This window comes from Mucilaginibacter limnophilus, from assembly GCF_004005815.1.
Taxonomy (GTDB): domain Bacteria; phylum Bacteroidota; class Bacteroidia; order Sphingobacteriales; family Sphingobacteriaceae; genus Mucilaginibacter; species Mucilaginibacter limnophilus.
In genome coordinates, this window is the sequence record NZ_SACK01000003.1 from 276,932 (window position 1) to 300,984 (window position 24,053).

The 24,053-nt window shown below is 44.2% G+C and carries 19 protein-coding genes and 1 tRNA gene; 7 read left to right on the forward strand and 13 right to left on the reverse strand.

The features are described from left to right. Nucleotides 1–75: 75 nt before the first annotated feature. The 6 genes from EOD41_RS10280 to EOD41_RS10305 form a co-directional block, all read right to left on the reverse strand. Complete coding sequence (locus EOD41_RS10280; protein ID WP_205780532.1) at nt 76–429, reverse strand: nuclear transport factor 2 family protein; 354 nt, start codon at nt 427–429, stop codon at nt 76–78. Further along, nucleotides 404–997 (reverse strand): DUF1572 domain-containing protein, encoded by a 594-nt coding sequence (locus tag EOD41_RS10285; RefSeq protein WP_127704717.1) that lies wholly within the window; start codon nt 995–997, stop codon nt 404–406. The genes EOD41_RS10280 and EOD41_RS10285 overlap by 26 nt, the downstream gene beginning before the upstream one ends. Nucleotides 998–1,008: 11 nt before the next feature. Continuing rightward, a complete protein-coding gene (locus EOD41_RS10290; RefSeq protein WP_127704718.1) occupies nt 1,009–2,472 on the reverse strand; it encodes an amino acid permease in 1,464 nt (487 codons plus the stop codon). A 3-nt stretch (nt 2,473–2,475) separates the two neighbouring features. Beyond that, nucleotides 2,476–3,396, reverse strand: a complete 921-nt coding sequence (locus EOD41_RS10295) for a ketopantoate reductase family protein (protein WP_127704719.1) — start codon at nt 3,394–3,396, stop codon at nt 2,476–2,478. Between the two features lies 1 nt (nt 3,397). Continuing rightward, nucleotides 3,398–3,937 carry a YbhB/YbcL family Raf kinase inhibitor-like protein gene (locus tag EOD41_RS10300; protein WP_127704720.1) on the reverse strand — a complete coding sequence of 180 codons (540 nt, stop codon included), beginning with the start codon at nt 3,935–3,937 and terminating at the stop codon, nt 3,398–3,400. A gap of 72 nt (nt 3,938–4,009) precedes the next feature. Beyond that, entirely contained in the window at nt 4,010–4,882 is an 873-nt protein-coding gene (locus EOD41_RS10305; protein ID WP_164849917.1) for a helix-turn-helix domain-containing protein, read from the reverse strand. 61 nt (nt 4,883–4,943) lie between these two features. Between EOD41_RS10305 and EOD41_RS10310 the strand changes: the two genes are divergently transcribed. Both EOD41_RS10310 and EOD41_RS10315 read left to right on the forward strand, forming a co-directional pair. Continuing rightward, on the forward strand, nt 4,944–5,840 hold the full coding sequence (locus EOD41_RS10310) for a helix-turn-helix domain-containing protein (protein WP_205780533.1): 897 nt from the start codon (nt 4,944–4,946) through the stop codon (nt 5,838–5,840). Between the two features lie 32 nt (nt 5,841–5,872). Further along, nucleotides 5,873–7,003, forward strand: coding sequence for an FAD-dependent monooxygenase (locus tag EOD41_RS10315; RefSeq protein ID WP_127704722.1), 1,131 nt, complete (start codon nt 5,873–5,875; stop codon nt 7,001–7,003). A 146-nt stretch (nt 7,004–7,149) separates the two neighbouring features. Here the strand turns inward: EOD41_RS10315 and EOD41_RS10320 are convergent, their stop codons facing one another. Further along, nucleotides 7,150–8,133 carry an aldo/keto reductase gene (locus EOD41_RS10320; protein ID WP_127704723.1) on the reverse strand — a complete coding sequence of 328 codons (984 nt, stop codon included), beginning with the start codon at nt 8,131–8,133 and terminating at the stop codon, nt 7,150–7,152. A gap of 133 nt (nt 8,134–8,266) precedes the next feature. Here EOD41_RS10320 and EOD41_RS10325 point away from each other — a divergent pair, with 133 nt between their 5' ends. Next, nucleotides 8,267–9,163, forward strand: a complete 897-nt coding sequence (locus EOD41_RS10325) for a helix-turn-helix domain-containing protein (protein WP_127704724.1) — start codon at nt 8,267–8,269, stop codon at nt 9,161–9,163. Between the two features lie 34 nt (nt 9,164–9,197). Here EOD41_RS10325 and EOD41_RS10330 read toward each other — a convergent pair whose 3' ends face one another. Beyond that, the gene (locus EOD41_RS10330; protein WP_127704725.1) at nt 9,198–10,058 is read right to left on the reverse strand and encodes a site-specific integrase; all 861 of its coding nucleotides are present in this window, start codon (nt 10,056–10,058) and stop codon (nt 9,198–9,200) included. A gap of 299 nt (nt 10,059–10,357) precedes the next feature. Continuing rightward, nucleotides 10,358–10,431 (reverse strand) — tRNA-Pro (locus EOD41_RS10335). 257 nt (nt 10,432–10,688) lie between these two features. Between EOD41_RS10335 and rhaT the strand changes: the two genes are divergently transcribed. The 4 genes from rhaT to EOD41_RS10355 all read left to right on the forward strand — a co-directional run bounded on the left by rhaT (nt 10,689) and on the right by EOD41_RS10355 (nt 16,638). Next, nucleotides 10,689–11,768 carry an L-rhamnose/proton symporter RhaT gene (rhaT, locus tag EOD41_RS10340; protein ID WP_127704726.1) on the forward strand — a complete coding sequence of 360 codons (1,080 nt, stop codon included), beginning with the start codon at nt 10,689–10,691 and terminating at the stop codon, nt 11,766–11,768. 25 nt (nt 11,769–11,793) lie between these two features. Next, complete coding sequence (locus EOD41_RS10345) at nt 11,794–13,914, forward strand: bifunctional aldolase/short-chain dehydrogenase (RefSeq protein WP_127704727.1); 2,121 nt, start codon at nt 11,794–11,796, stop codon at nt 13,912–13,914. A gap of 62 nt (nt 13,915–13,976) precedes the next feature. After that, nucleotides 13,977–15,251 (forward strand): TIM barrel protein, encoded by a 1,275-nt coding sequence (locus tag EOD41_RS10350; protein ID WP_127704728.1) that lies wholly within the window; start codon nt 13,977–13,979, stop codon nt 15,249–15,251. Between the two features lies 1 nt (nt 15,252). Further along, on the forward strand, nt 15,253–16,638 hold the full coding sequence (locus EOD41_RS10355) for an FGGY-family carbohydrate kinase (RefSeq protein WP_127704729.1): 1,386 nt from the start codon (nt 15,253–15,255) through the stop codon (nt 16,636–16,638). A 16-nt stretch (nt 16,639–16,654) separates the two neighbouring features. On the opposite strand, the gene EOD41_RS10360 is transcribed toward EOD41_RS10355, so the two are convergent. The 4 genes from EOD41_RS10360 to EOD41_RS10375 all read right to left on the reverse strand — a co-directional run bounded on the left by EOD41_RS10360 (nt 16,655) and on the right by EOD41_RS10375 (nt 24,049). Further along, the gene (locus EOD41_RS10360) at nt 16,655–19,306 is read right to left on the reverse strand and encodes a glycoside hydrolase family 78 protein (RefSeq protein WP_127704730.1); all 2,652 of its coding nucleotides are present in this window, start codon (nt 19,304–19,306) and stop codon (nt 16,655–16,657) included. A gap of 44 nt (nt 19,307–19,350) precedes the next feature. Further along, the gene (locus EOD41_RS10365; RefSeq protein ID WP_127704731.1) at nt 19,351–22,017 is read right to left on the reverse strand and encodes an alpha-L-rhamnosidase; all 2,667 of its coding nucleotides are present in this window, start codon (nt 22,015–22,017) and stop codon (nt 19,351–19,353) included. 140 nt (nt 22,018–22,157) lie between these two features. Continuing rightward, complete coding sequence (locus EOD41_RS10370) at nt 22,158–23,186, reverse strand: GntR family transcriptional regulator (protein ID WP_127704732.1); 1,029 nt, start codon at nt 23,184–23,186, stop codon at nt 22,158–22,160. 152 nt (nt 23,187–23,338) lie between these two features. Further along, on the reverse strand, nt 23,339–24,049 hold the full coding sequence (locus EOD41_RS10375; protein WP_127704733.1) for a DUF3823 domain-containing protein: 711 nt from the start codon (nt 24,047–24,049) through the stop codon (nt 23,339–23,341). Nucleotides 24,050–24,053: the final 4 nt, after the last annotated feature.

A 24,053-nucleotide genomic window follows, 5' to 3' on the forward strand; every position in this document is an offset into this window, starting at 1 on the left:
CTCGCCGCTCCGCAGAAGAACCGCATGGTCATTGTTGCAATATCAGCGAATTCTCCACCCCTACCCTTGACTTGTTTAATAGTGGCATGTTACATGGCTAGCCCGGGACGTAGCATTCAACTGCATGACCTCTGCTGCCGGTTTTCCGTTCACGCTTTCATACTTAATAACCAGGGAATCAATCCCGCAAAAAACATAGTGCAGCTTGAAGTTCAATTCGGGGTAAGCGTTAAGTCCCTTCTCGAAATATTGTCTTAATATGGTTTTGCCCATAATCCGGCCATCATCGTTCATTCCCAGCGATATGATCATAGGTGAATTGAATTCCACCTCTTCAGCATACTGCGCCATGATCCGGTCAAGGTCATGACTGTTCCAGGCCTCTATCCATTGTTTGGCAAATTCATTCGCCTTTTGCTGTGTCATCATGGTTAGTCTTTCTATTTAATATTTGATCGGTGAAATGTTGCCTTGCCTGTGGCTGGCTAAACTTTTCGCTGTTGTAACCCGTTGATCGGCCCTTCGGTATCGACAATGAAGTCCAATGATCAGCACGCATTTTTCCGATAAAAGCGATCTGCCCAACATGATAAGGGTAATGTGCCAGCTGCCGGTTGATCGCCTCTAATACCGTGTGGCCCTGATTGCGGATGTAAACGATCCTGTCCAGGTCCGCGGGTTGCAATGCCTTTAAGGTGTTCAGCAGCATTTCCCAGCCCTTATCCCAGCAAGCTGTTACCTGGCTTCGGGTAGTAAGGTCATTTTCAAACTCCGCATCCCGGTCGCGCCATGGTTTTTCGCCATCTGTGGTCAACAGGTCGGTCCATCTGCTCAGCATATTGCCGGACAGGTGTTTAACGATCACCGCAATGCTATTGCTCTCTTCATTAGCTTGCCAAAAGAGTTGTTCGTCGGTCAATTGCTCAAATGTTCTTTCGCCTAACAGCTTGTAATACTCAAACTGCTTGATAGCGCTTTGCAGATATTCATTATCCATAAGCAAGTCTTTTATCTTAATTTACTGTTTTTACGACCGTAGCCAAAATAAATAACAATCCCGATGATCAACCACACAAATAATCTCAGCCAGTTGGTCCAGCCTAACCCATAGATCATCGCGCCACAGAATGCAATGCCCAGCAACGGTATGAACGGCACCCATGGCGCTTTAAATTGACGTTCAAGGTTAGGTTCTCTTTTCCGCAGAATGATTACCGACACACTAACGAGAATGAAGGCGAACAAGGTGCCAATACTGCTCATATGGCCAACAACGGTACCTGGCACAAAAGCGGCGAATAAGCCAACGAGGATCATGATAACGATATTGGCTTTATAGGGCGTGTGGAATTTCGGATGGAGGGTTGAAAAATAGCCCGGCAACAAACCATCTTTGCCCATCGCATAGAAAACCCGAGACTGGCCCATCAGCATGGCCAGGATGACCGAGGAGAAGCCGGCCAACAACGCTACAGTTACCAGCTGCGCCAGCCAGCCATAACCCGGCATATAGCGTTGAATGGCAAAAGCGACCGACGCTTCTTTCCCGCTGGTGCGAAAATCATTAACACTGCCCAATCCCGACAATACATGGCCGAAAAGGATATAGAGCACGGCGCAAAAAGCAAGCGTTCCTAAAATGCCTATCGGCATGTCGCGTTTAGGGTTGATGGTTTCCTGCGCCGTTGTGCTTACCGCATCAAAGCCGATAAATGCGAAAAACACGGTTCCGGCTGCAGCTAGGATGCCTTCTATACCACCGAACTTATGTGTAAAGCCCTGTTCATCCGTATAGCTGCTAGCAGCAGGGATATAGGGAACATGATTGGCAGGATTAATAAAGCTCCAACCAAGTACTATGATGAGGATCACGATGCTTACTTTAATGATCACGATGACACCGTTTACCAGCGCAGATTCGTGTGTTCCTTTGATCAGAAGTAGACTCACCAGCACAATGATGATCAGCGCAGGCAGGTTGATAAGTCCTTGTTCACCCGTTGCCGCATGTTGAAACGGCGAATGTGAGAGTGCGTACGGAATGGCCGGTAAATGCAGCACATTAACCAGCAAGTTGTTTAGGTACTGGCTCCAGGAAATGGCAACGGTAGCCGCGCCTACGGCATATTCCAAAATGAGGTCCCAGCCAATGATCCAGGCGACGAGCTCGCCCATGGTGGCATAAGTGTACGTATAGGCGCTACCGGATACGGGTATAGCCGAGGCCAGTTCGGCATAAGAAAAGCCGCTTAAGGCGCAGCCAAGGGCAGCTACAAAAAAAGCTATGGTAACGGATGGGCCGGCATCATCAGCTATCGCGGTAGCCGTACTCACAAATAAGCCGGAGCCGATAACCGCTCCGATGCCGAGTGCAATGAGCGACCAGGCGGTAAGCGTTCTTTTAAGGCCTTTGCTTTCACCTGTTTCTTCAAGTAATAGTTTTATAGATTTCTTTCTCCAAATGGATGGCATAGATCAGCGGTTTAAGTATGATTTAAGTGCAGTAAGTTCGCCTAATGTGCGGGTGATGGCTACTTTGTCTTCCAGACCTAACGATCTGGCAATGGCGGCCACTTCAAGGTTTAACGTTTCAATTTCTGTGGGCCGGTGATTCCTAATATCCTGTAAGGTGGAAATGAATTGTCCGTCCGAAGCACGGCTGATCGATAGCAAGGTGTTCCTTATGTCTTCCAACCTTAGTGACAATCCCGAATGATCCGCTATCAGAATACATTCCTCAATAATGTAGTCCGCTAATTGCATCGCCGCAGGTTCACGGTGGAATACGCCGTTATCCACTTCCAGTAAAGGACAAACCGAATTGAAAACGCAGTTGACGATAGCCTTTTGCCAGACCATTTTATGGATATGATCTACCCGTATGAACGGGAACCAGTTAGTATGAAGCTGGTCAACAACAACTTCATTGAAAGCGGCTTCACTATCAATGCTTCCAATGGGACTGGCAGCTACCGGCCGGAACCGCAATGCGTCAGTAGTCTCAAACTGGCTGGTCGCCAGTAAAACGCAGCGGTATAAGTTCCGGAAGCCTTTGCTCAGGAACGGTCGTTCAATGTTCAGGCCGTTTTGCAGCAGCACTACAGGTGCGTTGATCGCTAGCTTTTGCAGCTTGTCTGCGATCCCTTCATTCGCTAAAGATTTACTGGCCACCACGAAAATACCGTCCGCTTCTTTTATCGCGCTGAAGGTTTTTATTTTCAGATTAGCCTGTAGCATCGAGCCGTCGGATAAGTTTAACCGAATGCTTTCCACCTCGTCAGGCTGGTCATCCTTGCTGCCCCTGATCAAGATAATATCTCTGCCTGCATTGGCAAGGCAAACAGCCAATGCTTTGCCTATAGCGCCGGCGCCAATTACATGAATACGCGCTGCCATATTATTTTTTGCAATACACGATAAGGGATGCTTTAGCAATCGAGGCTTTGTTCAGCAGGAAACCCGTTAAAGCTGCGGTTGCGTTTGGCGGTGCCGAAAGCTTGTCGGTATTCAAAGCATAAACCGTAATGAGATAGCGATGCGGTGTGTCGTCGTCGGGACAAGGGCCCTGGTAGCCTTGTGAGCCGGTATCATTCTGCCCCTGCAGACTGCCGGCAGGTAACAATTTAAGATCGGCATTGCCGGCACCCTGGCTGAGCTGCGAGGTAGAAGCCGGTAGATTGATGACTACCCAATGCCAGAACCCGCTGCCGGTAGGCGCATCCGGGTCGTACATGGTAACGGCAAAGCCTTTGGTTCCGGCTGGCGGGTTTGACCAGTGTAGTTCCGGAGAAAGGTTTTTACCATTGCAACCAAAGTTACCGGCCACGAATTCATTGGTGAACTGCCCGCCAAGGTCTTTACTGGCCAGTGTAAATGTTTGCGCAAAAATACTGGTATAAAAAGTAACGAAGCTAATAAGGGTGAAGATCTTTTTCATACCCAAATATGGGCTGTGACTGTATCATTCTGTTATTGCGCAAAGTCCAGATCATTTTGCGCAAAGTCCAGATCAGGCGATAGATCGGTATGTTGATGGCGTTACCCCGAATTTCCGTTTAAATGCCGTATTAAAATTTGACAGATGCTGGTAGCCGAAATCAAGGTAAAGTTCACTGGCAGATCTTCCTTTTAACAACTCCTTTCCGGCAATCTCCAGTTTGCGGTCGCGAATGTATTGTTGCGGGGGTACACCGTACATTTTGATGAAGTCGCGCTTAAAGGACGAGACGCTGCGGTTGGCCAAGAAGGCTAATTCTTCCACGCTAAGTTCTTTGAGCAGGTTTTGCTCAATCAGGTTCTTTAATGAGAGGTCTCGCCGCCCGCCGAACAGTGATATGAGCAGGTGTGGATAAAGATCATACAAGGCCGTCAACAGTTCGTTTACTTTGATCATCGCTAATTCCGAAGAAAGCTTTTGCCCGCGAAAGATAAGCGCTTTAAGACTTTTTACGTACTCATCAATGTAACCGTCGATCTCGAAATGAATATAGGGCGCAATTTCTTTACCCAGTTCCTGGTGCTCCCTGGAAGCAATAAACTCCTGTCCGAGCGATGCCGGAAAGAAAATGATGATGCTGTTATATGGCTCATTGGAATCACTATGCTCGGCTATGATGGAATGGCCTTCAGGTATCAGCATGCCTTGTCCTGATCGCAAAATGGTACTGCCTTCGGCTCGGTAAATATGCTTTTGGCCATGCTGAACGAAACTGAAGGCGAATGTCTTGAACAATACACGGTTCCGGAACGGACCGCCTTTGTCGCGGTAATCAACAAAACGAATATCGCCGGCCTCGATCTGAGGATGACCTTTAACAATATCGGGAACTTGGAAAACCTGCATTAGTTCATTAAAGTAATAAATGATTATTAAAGCTACCAAAATAAAGGTTATTAATTACTTCTCAGATCTTTATCGCTTTAAGTAAAACACCATAAGCAATATGTATCAAAACCGCTCTTCATATTATTTAAATTTTCTATATTTCTCATTCGTCTTACTTTTAATGATGCAACACCTGGAACTGAACGCGCCTGATGAAGTTAAAGACCAGATACACGGATTTTGGTATCTGGAGCGGGAGTTTGGCCCTGTGCCTGCGGCATTGGAGGTGCTGCCAGACGGAAACGCAGAGATTATTTTCTATTTCGGGACCGAACTGCTTTTGGAACAAGGCAATTCGCAGCAACCGATGCCATCTCCATTTATTGTGGGATTGTTGGGGCAAACGGTTCATTTTTACGCAAAGAACCGGCTCAAAATTATTGGCATTAAATGCCGTCCTTGGGCAGTGTATGACCTGCTTAACCTGGCACCCATGAAAGGCGGTGTTATCGGCAGTTCAGCGCACCCTATTGCTTCCTTGCAAAATCAATTAGGGCTTTTACTTCAACAAGATAAAATTGCCGAAGCGTTAGGCATGGTTAGAGACTGGTTCCTGACCAGGCAAACGACATCAAACATTAGTGCTTTAATAGTCAAAGCAGGCAGAGCCATGTTAGAGGGTAATGGTATGTTGCCGGTCACTGAAGTCGCTGAAGCAGCTCATTCAACCGTACGCACGTTGGAACGGAAATTTAAAGCGTCGTCAGGGCATACGGTTAAAGACGTATCGGGGCTGATGCGTTTCGAGCAAGCGCGAGACCGCCTATGGTGCGCACCTGAAACTGGTATCGCCGGGCTGGCTCACGAGCTTGGATATGCGGATCAATCCCATCTTAATCGCGAATTTAAGCGTTATAGTGGCTTGACTGCTGCCGCTTTTGCCAGACAAACAAAAGCGCGTAAAGAAAGGCTAGGTGATGATTTTGTCGCAATTGTTCTATCCTCAACGGTTTAACTTCTCCAGTTTTGTGCTTTTAAAATCAAAGCATGAAAGCAATAAAAGATCAAAGGATACTTGTTTCCGGCGCAAGCATTGCCGGCCTGTCCACTGCCTGGTGGCTGGATCATATCGGATACCAGGTGACCGTAGTAGAAACGGCTGCAGCGCCCCGGACAGCGGGCGGCGCGGTCGACCTGACCGCCGAAGCCGTACACATTACTAAACGCATGGGCCTTTATGAGCAATTTAAAAGCCATCAGCTTGGCGTCGACCGTGTCGAATTCAAAAATGCCGATGATGTGACTGAGGGTAGCATGGTTTTAAATGACGCGAAGAACGAGCAAGTTGCGGAAAGCGAACAAATAGAGATAGAGCGTGACAAATTTGTGGAGGTAATGCTCATCGCATTAGGTGAGAGAGTAGAATTCCTTTTCAGTGATAGTGTTACTGCCTTAAAGGAACAAGATGACGCGATGTTCGTTTCATTTAAGCATGCTGCGCCGCGAACATTTGACCTGGTGATCGGCTGCGACGGTTCACATTCTAATGTCCGTAAGCACTGGTTTGGGCCGGAAAATAACTACACTGTCTTTCTTGGTGCTTATTTTTCCATAAGTATCGTGCCGGGCTTGCTGGTTCCGGAACGGACAATGCAAATGTATCGGATCCCTTACCGGTCGGTTATGTTGAATGCCTATAATGGCAAGACGGACATTGTTTTTACTTATATTTCTGAGCAAGAGGTAACTTACGACTACCGGGATGCAGTACAGCAGCAGCAAATGATCACTGATCAATTTGCCGGTAAAGGTTGGCGGATCAATGAACTGCTGGAAGAAGTTAACCGTTCAGGCAATTTTTATTTCGACAAGTTCTGTCAAATCAAAATGCCTTGCTGGTCAAAGGGCCGTGAAGCACTGGTTGGCGATGCCGCTTACTGCGCCTCACCCGCAGCGGGTCAGGGCGGGTCCTTGTCCGTACTGGGTGCGGCCGCAGTGGCTGAGGCGCTGCAGCAACACGAGGGGGACTATCGGGCGGCCTTCAAAGCATATGAAGCGAAATTGCGGCCTTTTATTGAAAACGTTCAGGCGATGGCAGAAAGCAACGTGAAAGAAAACTTTATGCTAAAGACCGATGACGAGATCCGTGAACGCAACAGAGAAGCGAGGCTGTTTTAAGTTTCATCGTCGAAGAATCACATAAAGCTTAAAACCGTCAGGGGCAGACAAAAGTAGCGGGGGTAAGCTTACCTGTAGGTAACTTACCCCGCTACAAACAATGGTTTTTATACTAATAACAAAGATTTCTCTGAACAACGGATCTGTTATTTACCCACCATGCTTTGCATTTGCTGTGAGTATCGGTCACCCATAACTTTGATCACACTTAAAGCACTTTCAATGTCTTGCAGGTCATGTTCGGTTAATGCGAGCTTCGCAGCGGCCATATTCTCTTCCAGGCGGCTGATCTTAGTGGTGCCGGGTATGGGTACGATCCATGGCTTTTGCGCCAATAGCCAGGCAATGGCCACCTGCGCGTTGGTGACATTTTTACTAGTGGATATGCCTGCTAACGCATCGATCAACTTTTGATTGGCTTTGCGGCTTTCCTCACTGAAGCGCGGTACGAGCTTGCGAACATCGTTCTCACTGAAAGCCGTTTCCGCGTTGATTGCGCCGGTCAGGAAACCTCTGCCCAAAGGGCTGAACGGAACGAAACCAATACCCAGTTCCTCCAGTACCGGGAATATTTCTTTTTCGGGTTCGCGCCACCATAAGGAGTATTCGCTTTGCAGGGCGGCTACCGGGTGCACCGCATGGGCCTTGCGAATGCTGTCTGCACTGGCTTCAGACATGCCAAAATATTTTACTTTACCTTCTGCGATGAGATCTTTAACCGTGCCGGCTACGTCTTCCATCGGTACCTTCGGGTCAACACGGTGCTGGTACAGCAGATCGATCCGGTCGGTAGCTAAACGTTTCAAGGCCGCTTCCGTATGGGCGCGGATGTTTTCGGGGCGACTGTCTGTTCCCTGCGCAGTGGTGGCATTTTTAAAACCGAATTTCGTGGCGATCACCACTTCATCACGAAAGGGAGCCAGGGCTTCGCCCAGCAGTTCTTCATTGGTATAAGGTCCATAAGCCTCAGCGCTGTCGAAGAAGTTAACACCGAGTTCCACCGCTCTGCGAATCAATTTTATGGCTGCTGATCTTTCTGTGGCTGGTCCGTAGCCAAAGCTAAGCCCCATACAGCCCAGGCCCAGCGCTGAAACCTCCAAACCACTTATTCCTAATTTTCTCTTTTGCATAGTATATGATGTATTAATTCAATGTTACAAATATCCTGCAGTTTTTCCATACCTGGCTTATACAGAACACGGTAACAACTACCATTTTTACAGGTGGGTAGCCGGGCGCCCGATAAATAGCTAAATTTGAAATATGGAAGAGATAGCCAGAATTGAAACCGTAGATCAATATAATAAACTGCGCGGCGTTACCACGCTACACCCGCTTGTATCCGTGATCGATCTGTCGGCCGCAAGACCGATGCCTGCAAAGACATATAATTTCGGTTTATATGCGGTTTACCTGAAACAGACAAAATGCGGCGAACTGCGTTATGGCCGCAGTTACTACGACTATCAGGAAGGCACTTTGGTTTTTGTGGCGCCCGGCCAGATCGTGGGCAAACAGGTGGTCAGCGGAGATCGGGAGCCGAAAGGCTGGGCGTTGCTCTTTCACGCAGATCTGATCAAAGGAACCGCACTGTCCCAGCATATGCATGACTATTCCTTTTTTTCTTACGACGTCAGGGAGGCGTTACATATTTCGGAAAAAGAGCAACAGATCGTTTTGGACCTTTTTAGCAAGATCGCGTATGAACTGGAGCAGGGTGTCGACAAATTCAGCCGTACGCTGATCGTTAACACGATTGAGCTTTTTCTGAATTACAGCATCCGCTTCTATGACAGGCAATTTATCACCCGGGAACAGGCCAATAAAGGTGTTATTGAGCGGTTTGATATTTTACTGAATGATTATATCCATTCCGGGCAGGCGAAAGAACTGGGATTTCCTTCGGTGGCTTACTGCGCTGAAAAGCTGAACTTATCGGCCAATTATTTCGGCGATCTGATTAAAAGAGAGACCGGCCTATCGGCGCATGAACACATACAGGCCAAATTGATCGAAGCGGCTAAATTGCGCATCTTTGATGCTAAGAAATCGGTAAGCGACATTGCCTACGAACTTGGATTTAAATATCCCCAGCACTTTACTCGGTTATTCAAGCAGCGCGTTGGGCAAACGCCACTTGAATACCGCCAATTAAACTAAGCCAACAAACTCGCGTTTATTCGGTTGATCGTACTTAACCATAGTTCACCGTCTTTACCTTTAATAAGGTTTGCTTTGTCAGGTTCATGACATCCGTAAAGGCCAAACCGGTGTAACAACTGAATACAAACATATCCCTAACGGATTTATGACGGTCCAGCGATAGCTTTTGTGTTTCAAGCCTTTTTAACTCATCAGAGGTCAGGTGTTGCCGTTGTGTTTTTTCAAATCTCAATTTATGGGCGACAAACGGGTTCCTTTCGATCCATTCCAGTCGGAAAGCCAGGTTGACCATTTTGCGCAGGCGTTCCAAATGCTTCATCACGCCGTTATTGCTTAGTGCGGATTTATTATTCTTGTCCTTTAATCCGCGCAAGTAATATTCAAAATCTGTGATGAACTGGTAATTTAGCTCCGCGAGGTACTTGTCGGTAGTGTTAAATTTTTCTTGCAGAAATTTCAATACATATTTTTCAGTAGTGCCATAGTTCTTCATCGTGCCCCACTCCAATACCATCTTCTGCTGCTTATTGTGGTATTGCATCAGTTTGGACAGTGTAAATTCAGATTGATTGCCACCGGTCATGATGCCCTTCAATACATCCGTGGTAATCAGTTTTTTTTGCAGGAACAGATCCTGGTAGTTTTCTACGATATCGGATTTAAAGCGGTCGAGGTATTTTTGCAGTTTGATAATGTCCTCACGGAAGCCCTTCGGCATTCCCTTGGCGGCATTCCAGTTGACCGGATCGACGGAGCGCTTAACTGATAGTTCCCGTCGCTTGCCATTCACGGTAATACGGGCGTAAATTGGGCAAAGCCCGGCCTTCGTTGCCTTGTTCTTTTTCAGATAAAAATTCACTCCAAAAGTGTTGTTAACGGTGTTTGTATTCATAAAAGATAGTTTTTAAAGCATCTTTTTAATACCTTTTTCATGATCTGTCACTGACTTAGAAACCACTATAAAAACAAGGTTAGTAGCAAATCAAATCAAAAGGCATCAAGATGAATTACATAAGTAATTGACAAACAGTAATTTAACAGATAATTAAACCAAAAATACAGAATGAAAATAGGTCACCGAATAGGTCCCTTTTAGCTTGGTTTTACTTAGATAAATTGGAGGGTCTGAAAATGAAAAACCCCTTAAATCATACAATTTAAGGGGTTTTGCCGGTGTTTAGACTGTAAAAGTCGGGATGGCAGGATTCGAACCTGCGGCCTCCACATCCCAAATGTGGCGCGATACCGGGCTACGCTACATCCCGATTGGGGACTGCAAAAGTACGATTTATTGAATTGCTTCCAAATCTTTTTTTCAAAACGTTGCGGAACGGCTGACAATCACTTACTTATTTTTTTAAATGACTAAAATGTGCCTTGGTATGCGTTATATTCAATATAATTAACGGTTGCTACTGTAGAGCACTCCTCTTTCGCAAGACGGTTGATGACAGTTAGCCACACGCCCTTGTATAATTTAGGCAACGTTTTAAGCTAACGCTGATAAATCTAAAAGAAGTATATGCAGGTTATTTTTGGTATTATTTATCACTTTATTGGTGGTTTTGCCTCTGGTAGTTTTTACATTCCCTATAAAAAAGTAAAGGGCTGGGCCTGGGAAAGCTTCTGGATAGTCGGCGGTATTTTCTCCTGGCTGATCGTCCCACCGGTTGCAGCATGGTTAACTATACCCAATTTTACAGAGATCATTGCATCAACTAATGGTCAGATATTATTTCTTACCTACTTTTTCGGGTTACTATGGGGTATTGGCGGTTTAACGTATGGCTTGGGTGTACGCTATTTGGGCGTTTCTTTAGGCAGCACTATTATACTTGGCTTATGCGCGGTTTTTGGTTCTTTAATACCCTCTGTGTATTATAACTTTTTTCCTGCCGAAGGAAAAGACACTATAACCAGTATGCTTAACAGCCACTGGGGGCAAATGGTAGTATTGGGCATATTAGTATGCGTTATCGGCATAGTTATCTGCGGCCGTGCCGGTACGCTTAAAGAGCGTGACTTAGCAGCCAACAAGCAAGCTGAAAATGAAAACAAAGAATACCGCTTCGGCCTGGGTATACTGGTAGCTATTATATCAGGTGTATTAAGCGCTTGCTTCAATTTCGGTATTGAGGCAGGTAAAAGCATGGCAGAAGTAGCTAACGCAGCCTGGCAGTTGAAACATCCGGGTCAGGGTAACTTCCTGTTCTCAAATAATGTTACCTATGTGGTGATACTGTGGGGCGGATTAACCACTAACTTTGTATGGTGCATGATATTGAATGCACGAAATAAAACCTTCGAAAATTATACCGACAACACCACTCCCCTTTTAAAAAACTACATCTTTTCGGCCCTTGCGGGTACAACTTGGTTCCTGCAGTTCTTTTTTTATGGCATGGGTGAAAGCAAAATGGGTAATGGAGCCAGTTCGTGGATACTGCACATGGCATCAATCATCCTGATAGCCAACCTTTGGGGACTTGCCTTAAAAGAGTGGAAAGGCGTAAGCAAAAAGGCCGTTGGAACATTGGTGGCCGGTATACTTACCATAATAGTATCCGTATTGCTGGTAGGGTATGGTAATTCATTAAAATAAAAAATAAATAAGTAGAATAAACAATATGTCTGTTAGTGCAACTCAATTTAAACATGTAAGTTATTTGTGGGACGAAGCCGAGGCGGCGAAACTTGCCGGCGATGAGGTGGCCCTCTTAATATATCGCTCAAACCTGCTGGGCGCCGATCTTCGCCTTACTAACTATGGCGGTGGCAACACCTCTTGCAAAGTAACAGCGAAAGACCCGCTTACCGGTCAGGACGTTGAAGTGATGTGGGTAAAAGGCTCAGGTGGCGACTTAGGCACATTAAAGAAAAGCGGTCTTGCGGCTCTATATGTAGATCGCCTGCGCAGCCTGAAAAATATTTACCGCGGTGTTGAATTCGAAGACGAGATGGTTGAATTGTTCAATCACTGTATTTTCGACCTGTCGTCAAAAGCTCCGTCTATTGATACGCCGTTGCATGGTTTCCTGCCATTCGCACATATTGATCACCTGCACCCGGATGCGGCTATCGCTATCGCGGCTGCTAAGGATGGTAGAAAAATAACCGAAGAACTGTTTGGCGGTACCATTGGCTGGGTGGAATGGAAAAAACCAGGTTTTGAGCTTGGCTTACAATTGAAAGCTTGCCTGGACGCTAATCCGGGTATCCGCGGCATTATGCTGGGTTCGCATGGTTTATTTACCTGGGGCGATACGGCTTACGAAAGCTACATTAATACCCTTGAAGTAATTGAAAAATGCGCTGAATACCTCGAGCAGAACTACGGCAAAAAAGGTCCGACTTTCGGCGGTCAGAAATTGGAAAGCCTTGATGCTGATGCCCGTAAAAAACAAGCCGCTGCTTTAGCGCCGGTGCTGCGTGGTTTCTGTTCATCACAAACCAAAATGATTGGCCATTTTACTGATGATACCCGTGTATTGGAATACATCAACTCCAACGACCTTGACCGCCTGGCACCGCTTGGCACCAGTTGTCCCGACCACTTTTTGCGTACCAAAATTAGTCCGCTGGTACTGGAGCTTGACAAAAATGCCGAACTGAGCGACGTTACCGCGCTTAAAGAACAACTGGCACCTGCTTTTGAAGCTTACCGCCAGATGTACGCCGACTATTACAACACCTGCAAACATGATAACAGCCCTGCCATTCGTGATGCCAATCCGGTGGTAATCCTTTATCCGGGTGTGGGTATGTTTACTTTCGCAAAGGACAAGCAAACTGCGCGTGTTGCCGCCGAGTTCTATATCAACGCAATCAACGTGATGAAAGGTGCCGAGGCGATATCAGAGTACACTTCACTCCCACGTCAGGAAGCCTTTGATATTGAATACTGGCTACTTGAGGAAGCAAAATTGCAGCGCATGCCGAAATCGAAAATTCTTTCAGGCCGTGTTGCGCTGGTAACCGGCAGTGCGGGTGGTATTGGTAAAGCGATTGCCAAAAAATTTGTACAGGAAGGTGCCGTAGTAATTTTGAATGACATGAACGCTGAGCGTTTGGAAGGCGCTGCAGAAGAGTTTAAGGCACAGTTTGGTAAAGATGCTTATACAACCGCTGTTTTGGATGTAACCAGCGCTAACCAGATAAAAGCCGCCTTTGATACCGCTGCCCTTGCTTTTGGTGGTGTTGACATCATTGTAAACAATGCCGGCTTATCGATATCAAAAACCATTGCCGATCATACCGAAAAAGACTGGGATTTGCTGTACGACGTATTGGTTAAAGGCCAGTTCTTTGTAACACAAGCTGCCGTATCTGTTATGAAAAAGCAGGATATTGGTGGAGATATAATTAACATTGTTAGCAAAAACGCATTGGTAAGCGGTCCTAACAATGCGGGTTACGGCAGCGCGAAAGCGGCACAACTGCACTTAAGCAGGTTAAACGCTGCCGAATTAGGGGCTGATAAGATACGTGTCAATGTAGTCAACCCTGACGCCGTTATCAGTGACAGCAACATTTGGGCCGGCGGATGGGCTGAAGGACGTGCCAAGGCTTATGGTGTTACCGTTGAGGAACTACCGGCGTACTACGCAAAACGTACTTTATTGAATGAGATAATCCTGCCGGAAGATATTGCTAATGCCTGTGTTGCCATTACCGGCGGCCTGCTTAACAAATCAACAGGTAATGTAATAAACGTTGACGGCGGTGTTGCTGCCGGATTTGTAAGATAATGCTAATTTTAGCAAAGCGGGTTTCGGCCCGCTTTGCTATATAAACCAATTTACAACCAATTATGCAATTAGAGAAGCATCAGATACAAGACCTTAACCAGGACGCACTCCCTTCGCATCAGCGTAAGTTTAACTATATCTCGGGCGAAGTTAAGAACGCTGAAGAGGTAGTTAAAAAACTTGAAGCGTTCAACATAGCCATACCAAGCTGGGCTTTAGGTACAGGCGGTACCCGCTTTGGCCGCTTCTCGGGTGGCGGCGAGCCACGCAGCCTTGAAGAAAAAATTGAGGACGTGGGCTTAATTCATGCGCTTAACCGCTCAAGTAATTCCATATCGCTTCATATTCCATGGGATATCCCTGATAACGCGGCATCTGTAAAAGCGCTGGCAGCGCAACTGGGTTTACATTTCGACGCGGTTAACTCAAATACTTTTCAGGATCAAAAAGATCAGGCATTAAGCTACAAATTTGGTTCACTGCATCATGTTGATAAATCAGTACGCCAGCAGGCGGTTGAACACAATATTCAGGTTATTAATTACGGAGTTGAGCTTGGCTCGAAAGCCCTATCGGTTTGGCTGGCTGATGGCTCCAATTTCCCGGGCCAGCTTAACTTTCGTAACGCGTTTCAAAATACTTTAGAGAGCCTTCAGGAAATTTATACGGCTTTGCCTGATGACTGGAAAGTTTGGGTAGAATATAAGCCATACGAGCCTAATTTCTATTCTACCACTATTGGCGATTGGGGGCAGTCGTACCTGCTGGCATCAAAACTTGGTGATAAAGCAAGTACGCTTGTCGACCTGGGCCACCATCTGCCCAACACCAACATTGAGCAAATAGTATCATTACTGCTGATGGAAGGCAAACTCGCGGGCTTTCACTTTAACGATTCAAAGTATGGTGATGACGATCTTACGGTTGGTAGTATCAACCCATACCAGTTGTTCCTGATATTTAACGAACTGGTTGAAGGTATGGATGCGCGTGGACTTGACCATGCTACCGGTATAGGTTGGATGATTGACGCGTCGCATAACGTGAAAGACCCTATTGAAGACTTGCTGCAATCGGTAGAAGCCATCAAGATCGCTTATGCTCAGGCATTACTGGTTGATTACAAAGTACTAAAGGATGCCCAGTTAAACAATGATGTTGTGAAGGCCCAGGATATACTTCAAAGCGCTTACCGAACCGACGTAAGGCCTTTATTAGCTGAGGCAAGGCTAAGAGCCGGCGGTGTTATAGATCCGGTTAGTGCATTCAGAAAACTTAATGTACGGGGCGAATTGATTAAAGAACGCGGACTAAAAACAGTTGCCACCGGTTTATAATATGGGAGCCACACCTGTTATTGCCGTATTTGATGTAGGAAAGACCAACAAAAAACTGTTCCTGTTTGACGAGCACTATAAGATTGTGTACGAAAAATCGGCACGCTTTAATGAAATCACGGATGAGGATGGCGATCCATGTGAAAACCTTGAAAGCCTTCGCCAGTCTGTATTTAATTCTATGCGTGAGGTATTTAACCTTAAAGAGTTCGATATCAAAGCAGTAAACTTTTCTACCTACGGTGCAAGTTTTGTTTATATTGATGATAAAGGCGAAGCATTAACACCGCTATACAACTACTTAAAAGCATATCCTGAAGATATAAAAGAACATTTTTATCAAACTTATGGAAGTGAAGAAGAGATTGCCATGCAAACAGCCTCTCCTGCCCTTGCAAGCCTTAACTCTGGTTTGCAAGTTTACCGGTTAAAAAACCAGCAACCTGAAGTTTATAAGCACGTGAAGTTTGCTCTTCATTTGCCACAATACTTGAGCTATTTATTAACGGGCAAAGCCTTTACCGACATGACCAGCATTGGCTGCCATACAGCGCTTTGGAATTTCGCTAATAATGATTATCATCATTGGGTTCATCAGGAAGGCATAAAAGAAAAATTTGCACCTATTGTTCCCGGTGATGAAGTGATGACGGCTAATTTTGAAGAAAAAACACTTCAAGTTGGTGTTGGTTTGCACGATAGTTCGGCGGCGCTTATACCCTACCTGGTAAACTTTCACGAGCCATTTGTACTGCTTTCAACCGGGACATGGAGCATTAGTCTTAACCCCGTCGACCATACGCCGCTAACGGCTGATGAATTGAAAAACGACTGTCTTAACTACATACAATATAAAGGATTGCCTGTTAAAGCATCACGTTTATTTGCAGGTTATGAGTATGAACAGCAGGTAAAGCGTATTGGCGAATATTTTGGCCAAAACACAGCAAGCTATAAACGAGCTGAGTTCGACGCAAGCATTATAGCCCTACTTGAAAAAAAGTATCCGGCACAAGAAAATCATAGTGCTAATGTTGAGCCAATCGCGTTTGGTGGGCGCGATTTAACAGAGTTTACCAACGACATGGAAGCTTATCATCAGCTAATGCGCGATATAATACAACAGCAAAAAGCATCAACATCATTAATATTAAAAGGCGCACCGGTAAAACGCATATTTGTTGATGGTGGCTTTAGCAAGAACCCTGTGTTTATGCAACTACTGGCATCGGCATTTCCTGAAATGGAAATTTTTGCCGCTTCAATGGCACAAGCCACAGCTGTTGGAACCGCATTGGCCATTCACAATGCCTGGAACTCCAAGCCCCAGCCAACAGATCTTATCGAACTAAAATATTATTCTTTGAAACACCCTACAATGATCTAAGCACTTTGTGCTTAGATCATTGTTCGAAAGTATATTCACCGCTTGTTATCTGAAACTGTTTGTATGCCTCACCTTTTGCATTTGGTACAAAAACGTCGGCAGTAGTGTTTGGCGGAATGGTAACTGTAAGCTTAAACTTGTTATCCTCAATTTTCCACTTGTTGCGAATTATTCCGTAGTCGCTGTTATATGAACCTTCGGCCCAGGTAAGCTTACCGCCAACAGTTGGTTTTATGATGATCTTTTTATAACCGGGTGCGGCTGCCTGAATGCCTGCAATATTTTTATACATCCAATCGCCAATAGCGCCATACGCATAATGATTGTACGAGTTCATATTCGGGGTTTGAAAACTTCCATCAGGTTTGATTCCATCCCATCGTTCCCATATAGTAGTGGCGCCCATTTTTACCGGATATAACCATGATGGATAAGTTTCCTGCATTAGCAAGTCGTAAGCAACGTCAATATGCCCAAACCTGCTTAAAACATGGCATAAGTAAGGAGTTCCTAAAAAGCCGGTAGTTAGATGGCTGCCATAATTTTTTATGTTAGCAACAAGTCTTTCGGCTGCCTGCTCACGTAAATTTTCAGGCAGCATATCAAATTGCAAGGCGAGTACATAAGCCGTTTGTGTAGATGATACCAGCCTGCCGCTTGGTGTTAGGTACTCATTTACGTAAGCCTTTTTGATATCGTTCAACAATGCGGAGTATTTTTCCTGCTCTTCTTTTTTACCCAACACTTGTGCTGCGTTTATTAATAACTGTGTTGAATTGGCATAAAAGCATTGCGCTATCATATATTTATCAGTTACCGCAGCCCTACCGTCGTTATCATCATCCGGGCGGTAAAACAGCCAGTCGCCAAAATGGAAACCGGTATTCCATAAGTTATCTCTTGAACGTGATGTAATAAAATCGACCCAGGCCTTCATGCTGTCATACTGCGTTTCCAGTATACGTTTATCGCCATAAGTAACATACATTCCCCATGGTATTATAGTGGCCACATCACCCCAACCGGCTGCCCCGGCATCACTTGGGTTCAAAACGTCAGGTATAACAAACGGTATGCTGCCATCTTTGTGCTGATCCGCTTTAACATCCTTCAGCCACTTGGTGAAGAAACCGCTCACATTCATATTATATGCCGCTGTATTATAAAATGCCTGCGCATCACCTGTCCAGCCTAAACGCTCATCGCGCTGAGGGCAGTCGGTAGGCACATCAACAAAGTTGCCTTTTTGCCCCCAGGTAATGTTGTGCTGCAATTGGTTAAGCAAAGGGTTAGATGTTTCGAAAGTACCGGTAGGCGTCATATCAGAGTGAAGCACAACTGCTGTCAGGTCTTCCGGTTTTAATTCTTGCGGATACCCTTCTATCTTCACATATCTAAAACCCTGAAAACTAAAATGAGGTGAAAATATTTCCTCCTGGTTTCCTTTAAGGTAATAAGTATTTTGCTGTTTTGCCGAACGAAGATTTTCTGTATAAAAATTTCCTGCTTTATCTAAAACTTCGGTGTGGCTTAACGTGATCCTGGTACCGGCAGGCCCTTTTGTATGCAGCTCTACCCAGCCAACAAGGTTTTGGCCAAAGTCGGCAACTACATCACCCTGTGGGGTTTTGAATACTTTAAGTGCCTTGATGCGTTCGTGTTTACGTACCATTGGCCCGCTCATGCCTACAAGATTATTGTATCCATAATCAGGCAAGCTTACAGCGCTCCATGTATTATCTTCTTTATACCCGACTCCATTCCAACCGGTTTTTTCCTTTCTGGCATCATATATTTCACCATCATAATGGCTTGATTTTAATAACGCCCCATAAGCGGTTTTCCAGCTACCGTCGGTTATTAGTGTTTCATGCGTTCCGTCGGTGTATTCAACCTCAACCTGCATTAACAATGCACGTGTGTCGCCATAAAACGATACACGATCGTTAAATGCAACGCGGCCTTTATACCAGCCATCGGCAAGTATCGCTGAGAATGCGTTTGCACCTTTTCTGATCAATGTCGTCACATCATACGCTTGATATTGTAGATGATCTTTATAACTCGTCCAACCGGGTGTAAAATAAGCGTCGCCTACTTTTTGTCCATTAATATATGCTTCATAAAGTCCTTTTGCGGTTATATATGCCGTAGCTGACAGTACGGTTTTGTTCAGATTAAACTCCTTCCTGAACATAGGGCTTGCCTGGGCTGTATCCTTACCTTGCACAGCTATCCACTTGGCTTTCCAGTCGGCGGGCTTAAGGCCCATTTGCCAATATTGCACACTACTCCACGCTGAAGTATTGCCGTGATTATCTTTTACTCTTACCTGCCAGTAATAACGCTGCCCTGCCTTTAATGCCGGACCTGCATAATCAATTAAAACAGACTGGTCGGTAATCTTTGTATCATTCCACAGCAAGTTGTTACCCTTAAGTAACTGTTTTGCATCGGTGCTTACCCTAATCTCATATGACTTTTGAAAAACATCTTTTCCGGCAGAAACTAATTTCCAGCTCATACGCGGTATAGCAGGTTCAACAGCCAGCGGATTTACCTGGTGTTCTATCTGCAAATCTGTTACGCTTAGTTTTTGAGCGGATGCTGAGAAATGAGAAACCAGTATAAGTAAACCGATTAGTTTTAAGGAGAAGCTTAATTTCATAATTAAAGGTTTGATTGGTGAGGCATAATGTGGATATAGGTAACTTACTTTATAACAAATTTATAAGTGCCTGCATCTATATGATATTCTGTACTTACCGGACGATCATTTAAATAAGCCTTTTGACTCGAAGCTAACGCTAACCTTAAATCAGCTGAAGAATTTGCCGGTACCACTACTGTATATTCAATCGCAGCACCTATGCGTTTCCATGAGGAAATAATTTTGCCATATGGCCCTTCATGCTCGGCGGTAAAATTGTTTAGGCCGCTTACAAAATTTGGATGCAGCACTATGCTTTTAAACCCTGGATGATTTTCATCAGGCTTGATACCGCCTAAACCTTTAAAAAACCAACCGCCTACTTCGCCAAACATCATATGGTTTTGTGAGATATCTCTCGTAGCATTGATGTCCCAGTTTTCATACAGCGTGGTAGCGCCATTTACAATCCACCATCCCCATGAAGGATAAGTATCTTGAGCGGCTAACTTATAAGCAGTTTCAGCCTGGCCGTTATCACTTAATGCATTCAAAATAGCTTTTGCGCCCAAAACACCAACATCAAGGTGCATACCGTCTGCTGCTACCCTTTTTGCAAGATTTTCGGCTAATCGCAGCCTGTATTCTTTTGGCACAATGTTCCATTGCAACGCCATACTGAGTTCGGTTTGCACGCCGCTTCCGTACAGGCAGGTTTGCTTGTTAAAGTATTTGTTGTTGATGGCTTTTTTTATCTTTTCTGCGAGCGCCGAATAATACTCATAGTCATTTGTTTTACCGAATAGCTTAGCAGCTTTTGCAAGAATTACAGCATCGGTATAAAAATAAACGGACGAAGTATACTCCAATGATGATTGTGATTTCACCGGCACCCAATCCCCCCGGCCGAAGGTTGTAAGCCCTTCCGGACTGATGCTTGCTACATAATTTACATAAGCCTTTATATTGTTGTAATTATCGGCCAGTGCCTTATTGTCGCCATAAAACATATAAATATTCCACGGAATGATGGCGATGGTGCTTGTCCAGTCGGTACCGTTTGCAGTGCCATAGCCCCAGCCACCCGTTGGAATTATATCCGGCAATACACCATTCGGCTGCTGTTCGTCACGATGATCAGCCAGCCATTTCTCGTAAACGGTTATCCCATCAAAGTTAAACAATCCCGTTTCTACAGCGAAATGCCCATCCCCTGTCCACCCGTTCTTTTCACGTTGGGGGCAATCGGTAGGGTAACCAAAAAGATTACTTAGATACGAGTTGTTGGCTGCCCACCATATTTTGTCAATCAGCAAATTTGATGAACTTAATTTCCCAACAGGCTTTACATCACTATGCATAAAATAGCCCGTAATATCTTCTTTATTTAAGGGGATTGGCTTGCTGCTTGTAATTTCAACGTATTGGAACCCTTTATAATTGAACTTCGGCATAAACTCAACCTGCTTTCCGTTAAGTATAATTATGTCGGTTTGAAACGGATCGCTGTCATCCTTCGGCCTGTAGTAGATATCTATATTTGACATATCCAAACGTCCATTCTTATCTAACCGTTCGCCATGTTTTATCCTTATCACTGTACCGCTTTCACCGTTCAGCTTCACTTTGGTTACCCCGGCAATAGTCCTGCCTAAGTCGACTAAATAAGTGGTATCATTGAGCTTTTTAAGCGTTTTGTCCGCAATTTCTTCAACATTACGAATAGGTTCCATAACTTGTGCAGCAATTTGTTTTGAAGGCGCGCTACGTAAAATAACACCATCCCAGTTTTTATCTTCAAATGCTGCGGTATTCCATCCGGGTATTTCTAAACGACTGTCGTAGTGTTCGCCGGTATAAATGTTGTTTGATATAATGGGCCCGGTTTTAGTTTTCCAGGTATTATTGGTAGATATCACCTCTGTTGTGCCGTCGGTATAAGTTATTCGTATATCCATACAGAAAGCAGGTCTTTGCCGCCATGGTGCACGGTCAAAATTCCAAACGGCAAGCGGCTGATGATTATACCAGCCGTTACCAAGTATTACACCTACAGCGTTTTCACCTCTCTGCAGATTTTTGGTTACATCATAAGTGACATAAAGGTTTCGCCGGTCAAAACGGGTGTACATAGGGTCTAAACGGTGGTTGCCAATTTTGTTCCCATTTATGTATAGCTCATACAACCCGGCTACAGCTATGTATGCGCGTCCCGATTGAATAGTTTTATCGGTGTTAAATTTTTTTCTGAAATAAGGAGCAGGGCGTACATCTATACCATTATTATCGCTTATCCAGTTACCTCTCCAGTTATGTTGGTTCATCATACCTGTTTCAAAGGTGTTTACTGCTGATGGTGCCAGCTTTTGATTATCCTTATCCCACAGCTCAACTTTCCAATAATATTTTGTGTAAGGTGTAAGCGCTTTGCCATGGTAAACTACCAGTATATCTGAAGTGGTTATTTTTGCGGTTGACCAAAAATTGCCCCTGCCACTCAAAACTGACAGCGAATCGGTACCAACCAAAATACAATAAGCGGTTTGTTTGGCACCCTGTCTGTTATCGTTCAACATCCATGTCAACCTTGGGTGTTCAGTATCTAAACCTATAGGATTTGTAAGATATTCAGTGCGCAAATTACTTACAGAAGCCGCACTTAGTACACTAAGCTTCGTTGTAAGTATAATTGTAAATAATACAGTTAAACGGTTTTTTGCAAATGTCATATTATACAGGCAGACCAATAAATTAATGTTTTAGGCCGAAGGTATCTTTCCAAATGTTCGTCATCCGGAAATAATTGATTCAAGGAAGCAAATTAAACACACAAGACATGGTAACTATCCTGCACTGTCTTGTCCATAATCTATAACGATGCCCTTAAGTTTACTGTGAACGGCACGGCGTAGTGTTCATGGTCATTATTCAGTACAACTTCGGCGGTTTTGGCGCCTAGTGTTTCAAAACTTGTTGAAATTGTTGTAATACCATTCAAAATAACCTGCTTAATGGCTGTCTCGTTGTAAGATATTATGCCTACATCCGTCCCTATATCATAACCGGTTTTTTTAATACGCTGAATAAGTAATACTAAATCATCTTCAACAATGTTGATATAAACGGTTTTGGGCTGTATAATTTCTTTGCTAATGTCAGGAAGTATTTCGTATTCAAAAAAATAGTCGAGGCAAAAATTCCTGAACCCCTGTATAATACCTTTTGAATAGTAAGTGCTTTCCGGGAATATAATTTTAATAGTTTGATATTTCTTTAAAGCGTTAAGCAGGTTTACCAAGGCTTTGTAAATATCCGCTTCAAAATCTTCGTATATGGCTGCATAGTCACCGGTAACGTTTTCCATCAACTTATCCATGATAATAAGTTTGTCTTTTGGAATACTGTCTAATAACTGTGCTGCTTTGTCTTCATTATCAAAAAAGTAAGGAACAACAACTATCTTATTGTAGCCTTTATCCATCTTTTCGGTAAGTATTTTTTTAAAAAGATGGAAGTCATTATTGTAAACATAAAAGTCTATCGCAGCCTTACCCTTCAGCGTTTCGGCAAACGCATCGTAAATAATTTTTTTATGCGTACTCAGCTTATTAAATAATAGAAGTATTTTAAGTTGATGAGCTAATTTTTGATCGAGCACATAGGCGCCCTTTCCGGGAATTGTACCTATAATGCCACTTTTTTTTAGTTCGTTATAAAAGCGTTCAATAGTGCTACGCGAAGTATCTAATCCGAAGCTGAGATCATTAATCGAGGGCAGCAGGTCACCAGGCTGCACAAGGCCATTTTCTATGCCTGCTACAAAATCATTTACCAGTTGCAGATACTTTGGTGTAATGCTGTATTCATCAATTGATAATATTTTAAGAAAGTTTCGCATAGCCTTATAAAAGGCACTAAACTAAGGAATATTAACAATAATTTATTTTTAAGCAATGATTCAAAAGCTAAGTATCATATCTCAAACTTGTTAAAGATATTGTTACAAATCTTAAAGCCGTGTTATGTTTAGCATAACACGGCTTATTAAAGTTATGGTATATCTACCTTCACTGCCTCAGTATAATTATAACGTCTTGAAACGTTATCTTCTGATCGAGCGCCTACTCTTATGTAAAAGCTCCTTTTTTCAGGTAGTGTTATACTGGCTGTATAGTTGGTACCCAAAATTTCATCATCAGCGGTGCCTTGTAAGTTGTTAGTTTGTGTAAGCTTGTTATCAAACGAAGCATTAGTAGCCTGTGATGTGGTTGACACAAACACTTTTGCATCAGTAATTTTGAAAGTACCTGCACCGGCAGGCCGCGCAATAGTATAGTTGACAATTACGGTAGTACCGTTTACAGATACATCTCCTAATTTTACTCTCAAAAATGGGAGCACTTTGAAGGTAAGATCTTTTTCACCTGCCAAATCAATAGTTTGTGGTTCTGTAAGCGGTACAAACGGGCCATCAACAGGGGTTACTTCATACTTTCCTTTGAAAATCTTTGTATTTCTGAAGGTTCCGTCGGGCTTTACCCAAAAATACTGAGGCAGCGGATTGTCATTCCAATCTGTTTGCAGCAATTTTATCCTGGTACCGTCAGGCTGTTCGGTGTATAGGGGTTCGCCGGTTTCGACATCGATTATTTTGCCGGTAAGTGTTTCTTCCGGCTCAGCATAATCATCTACTTTATTGCAACTGCCTAATACAACAGTGGCCAAAAGTATAATAGCAATATATATTCTGTTTCTTTTCATTATA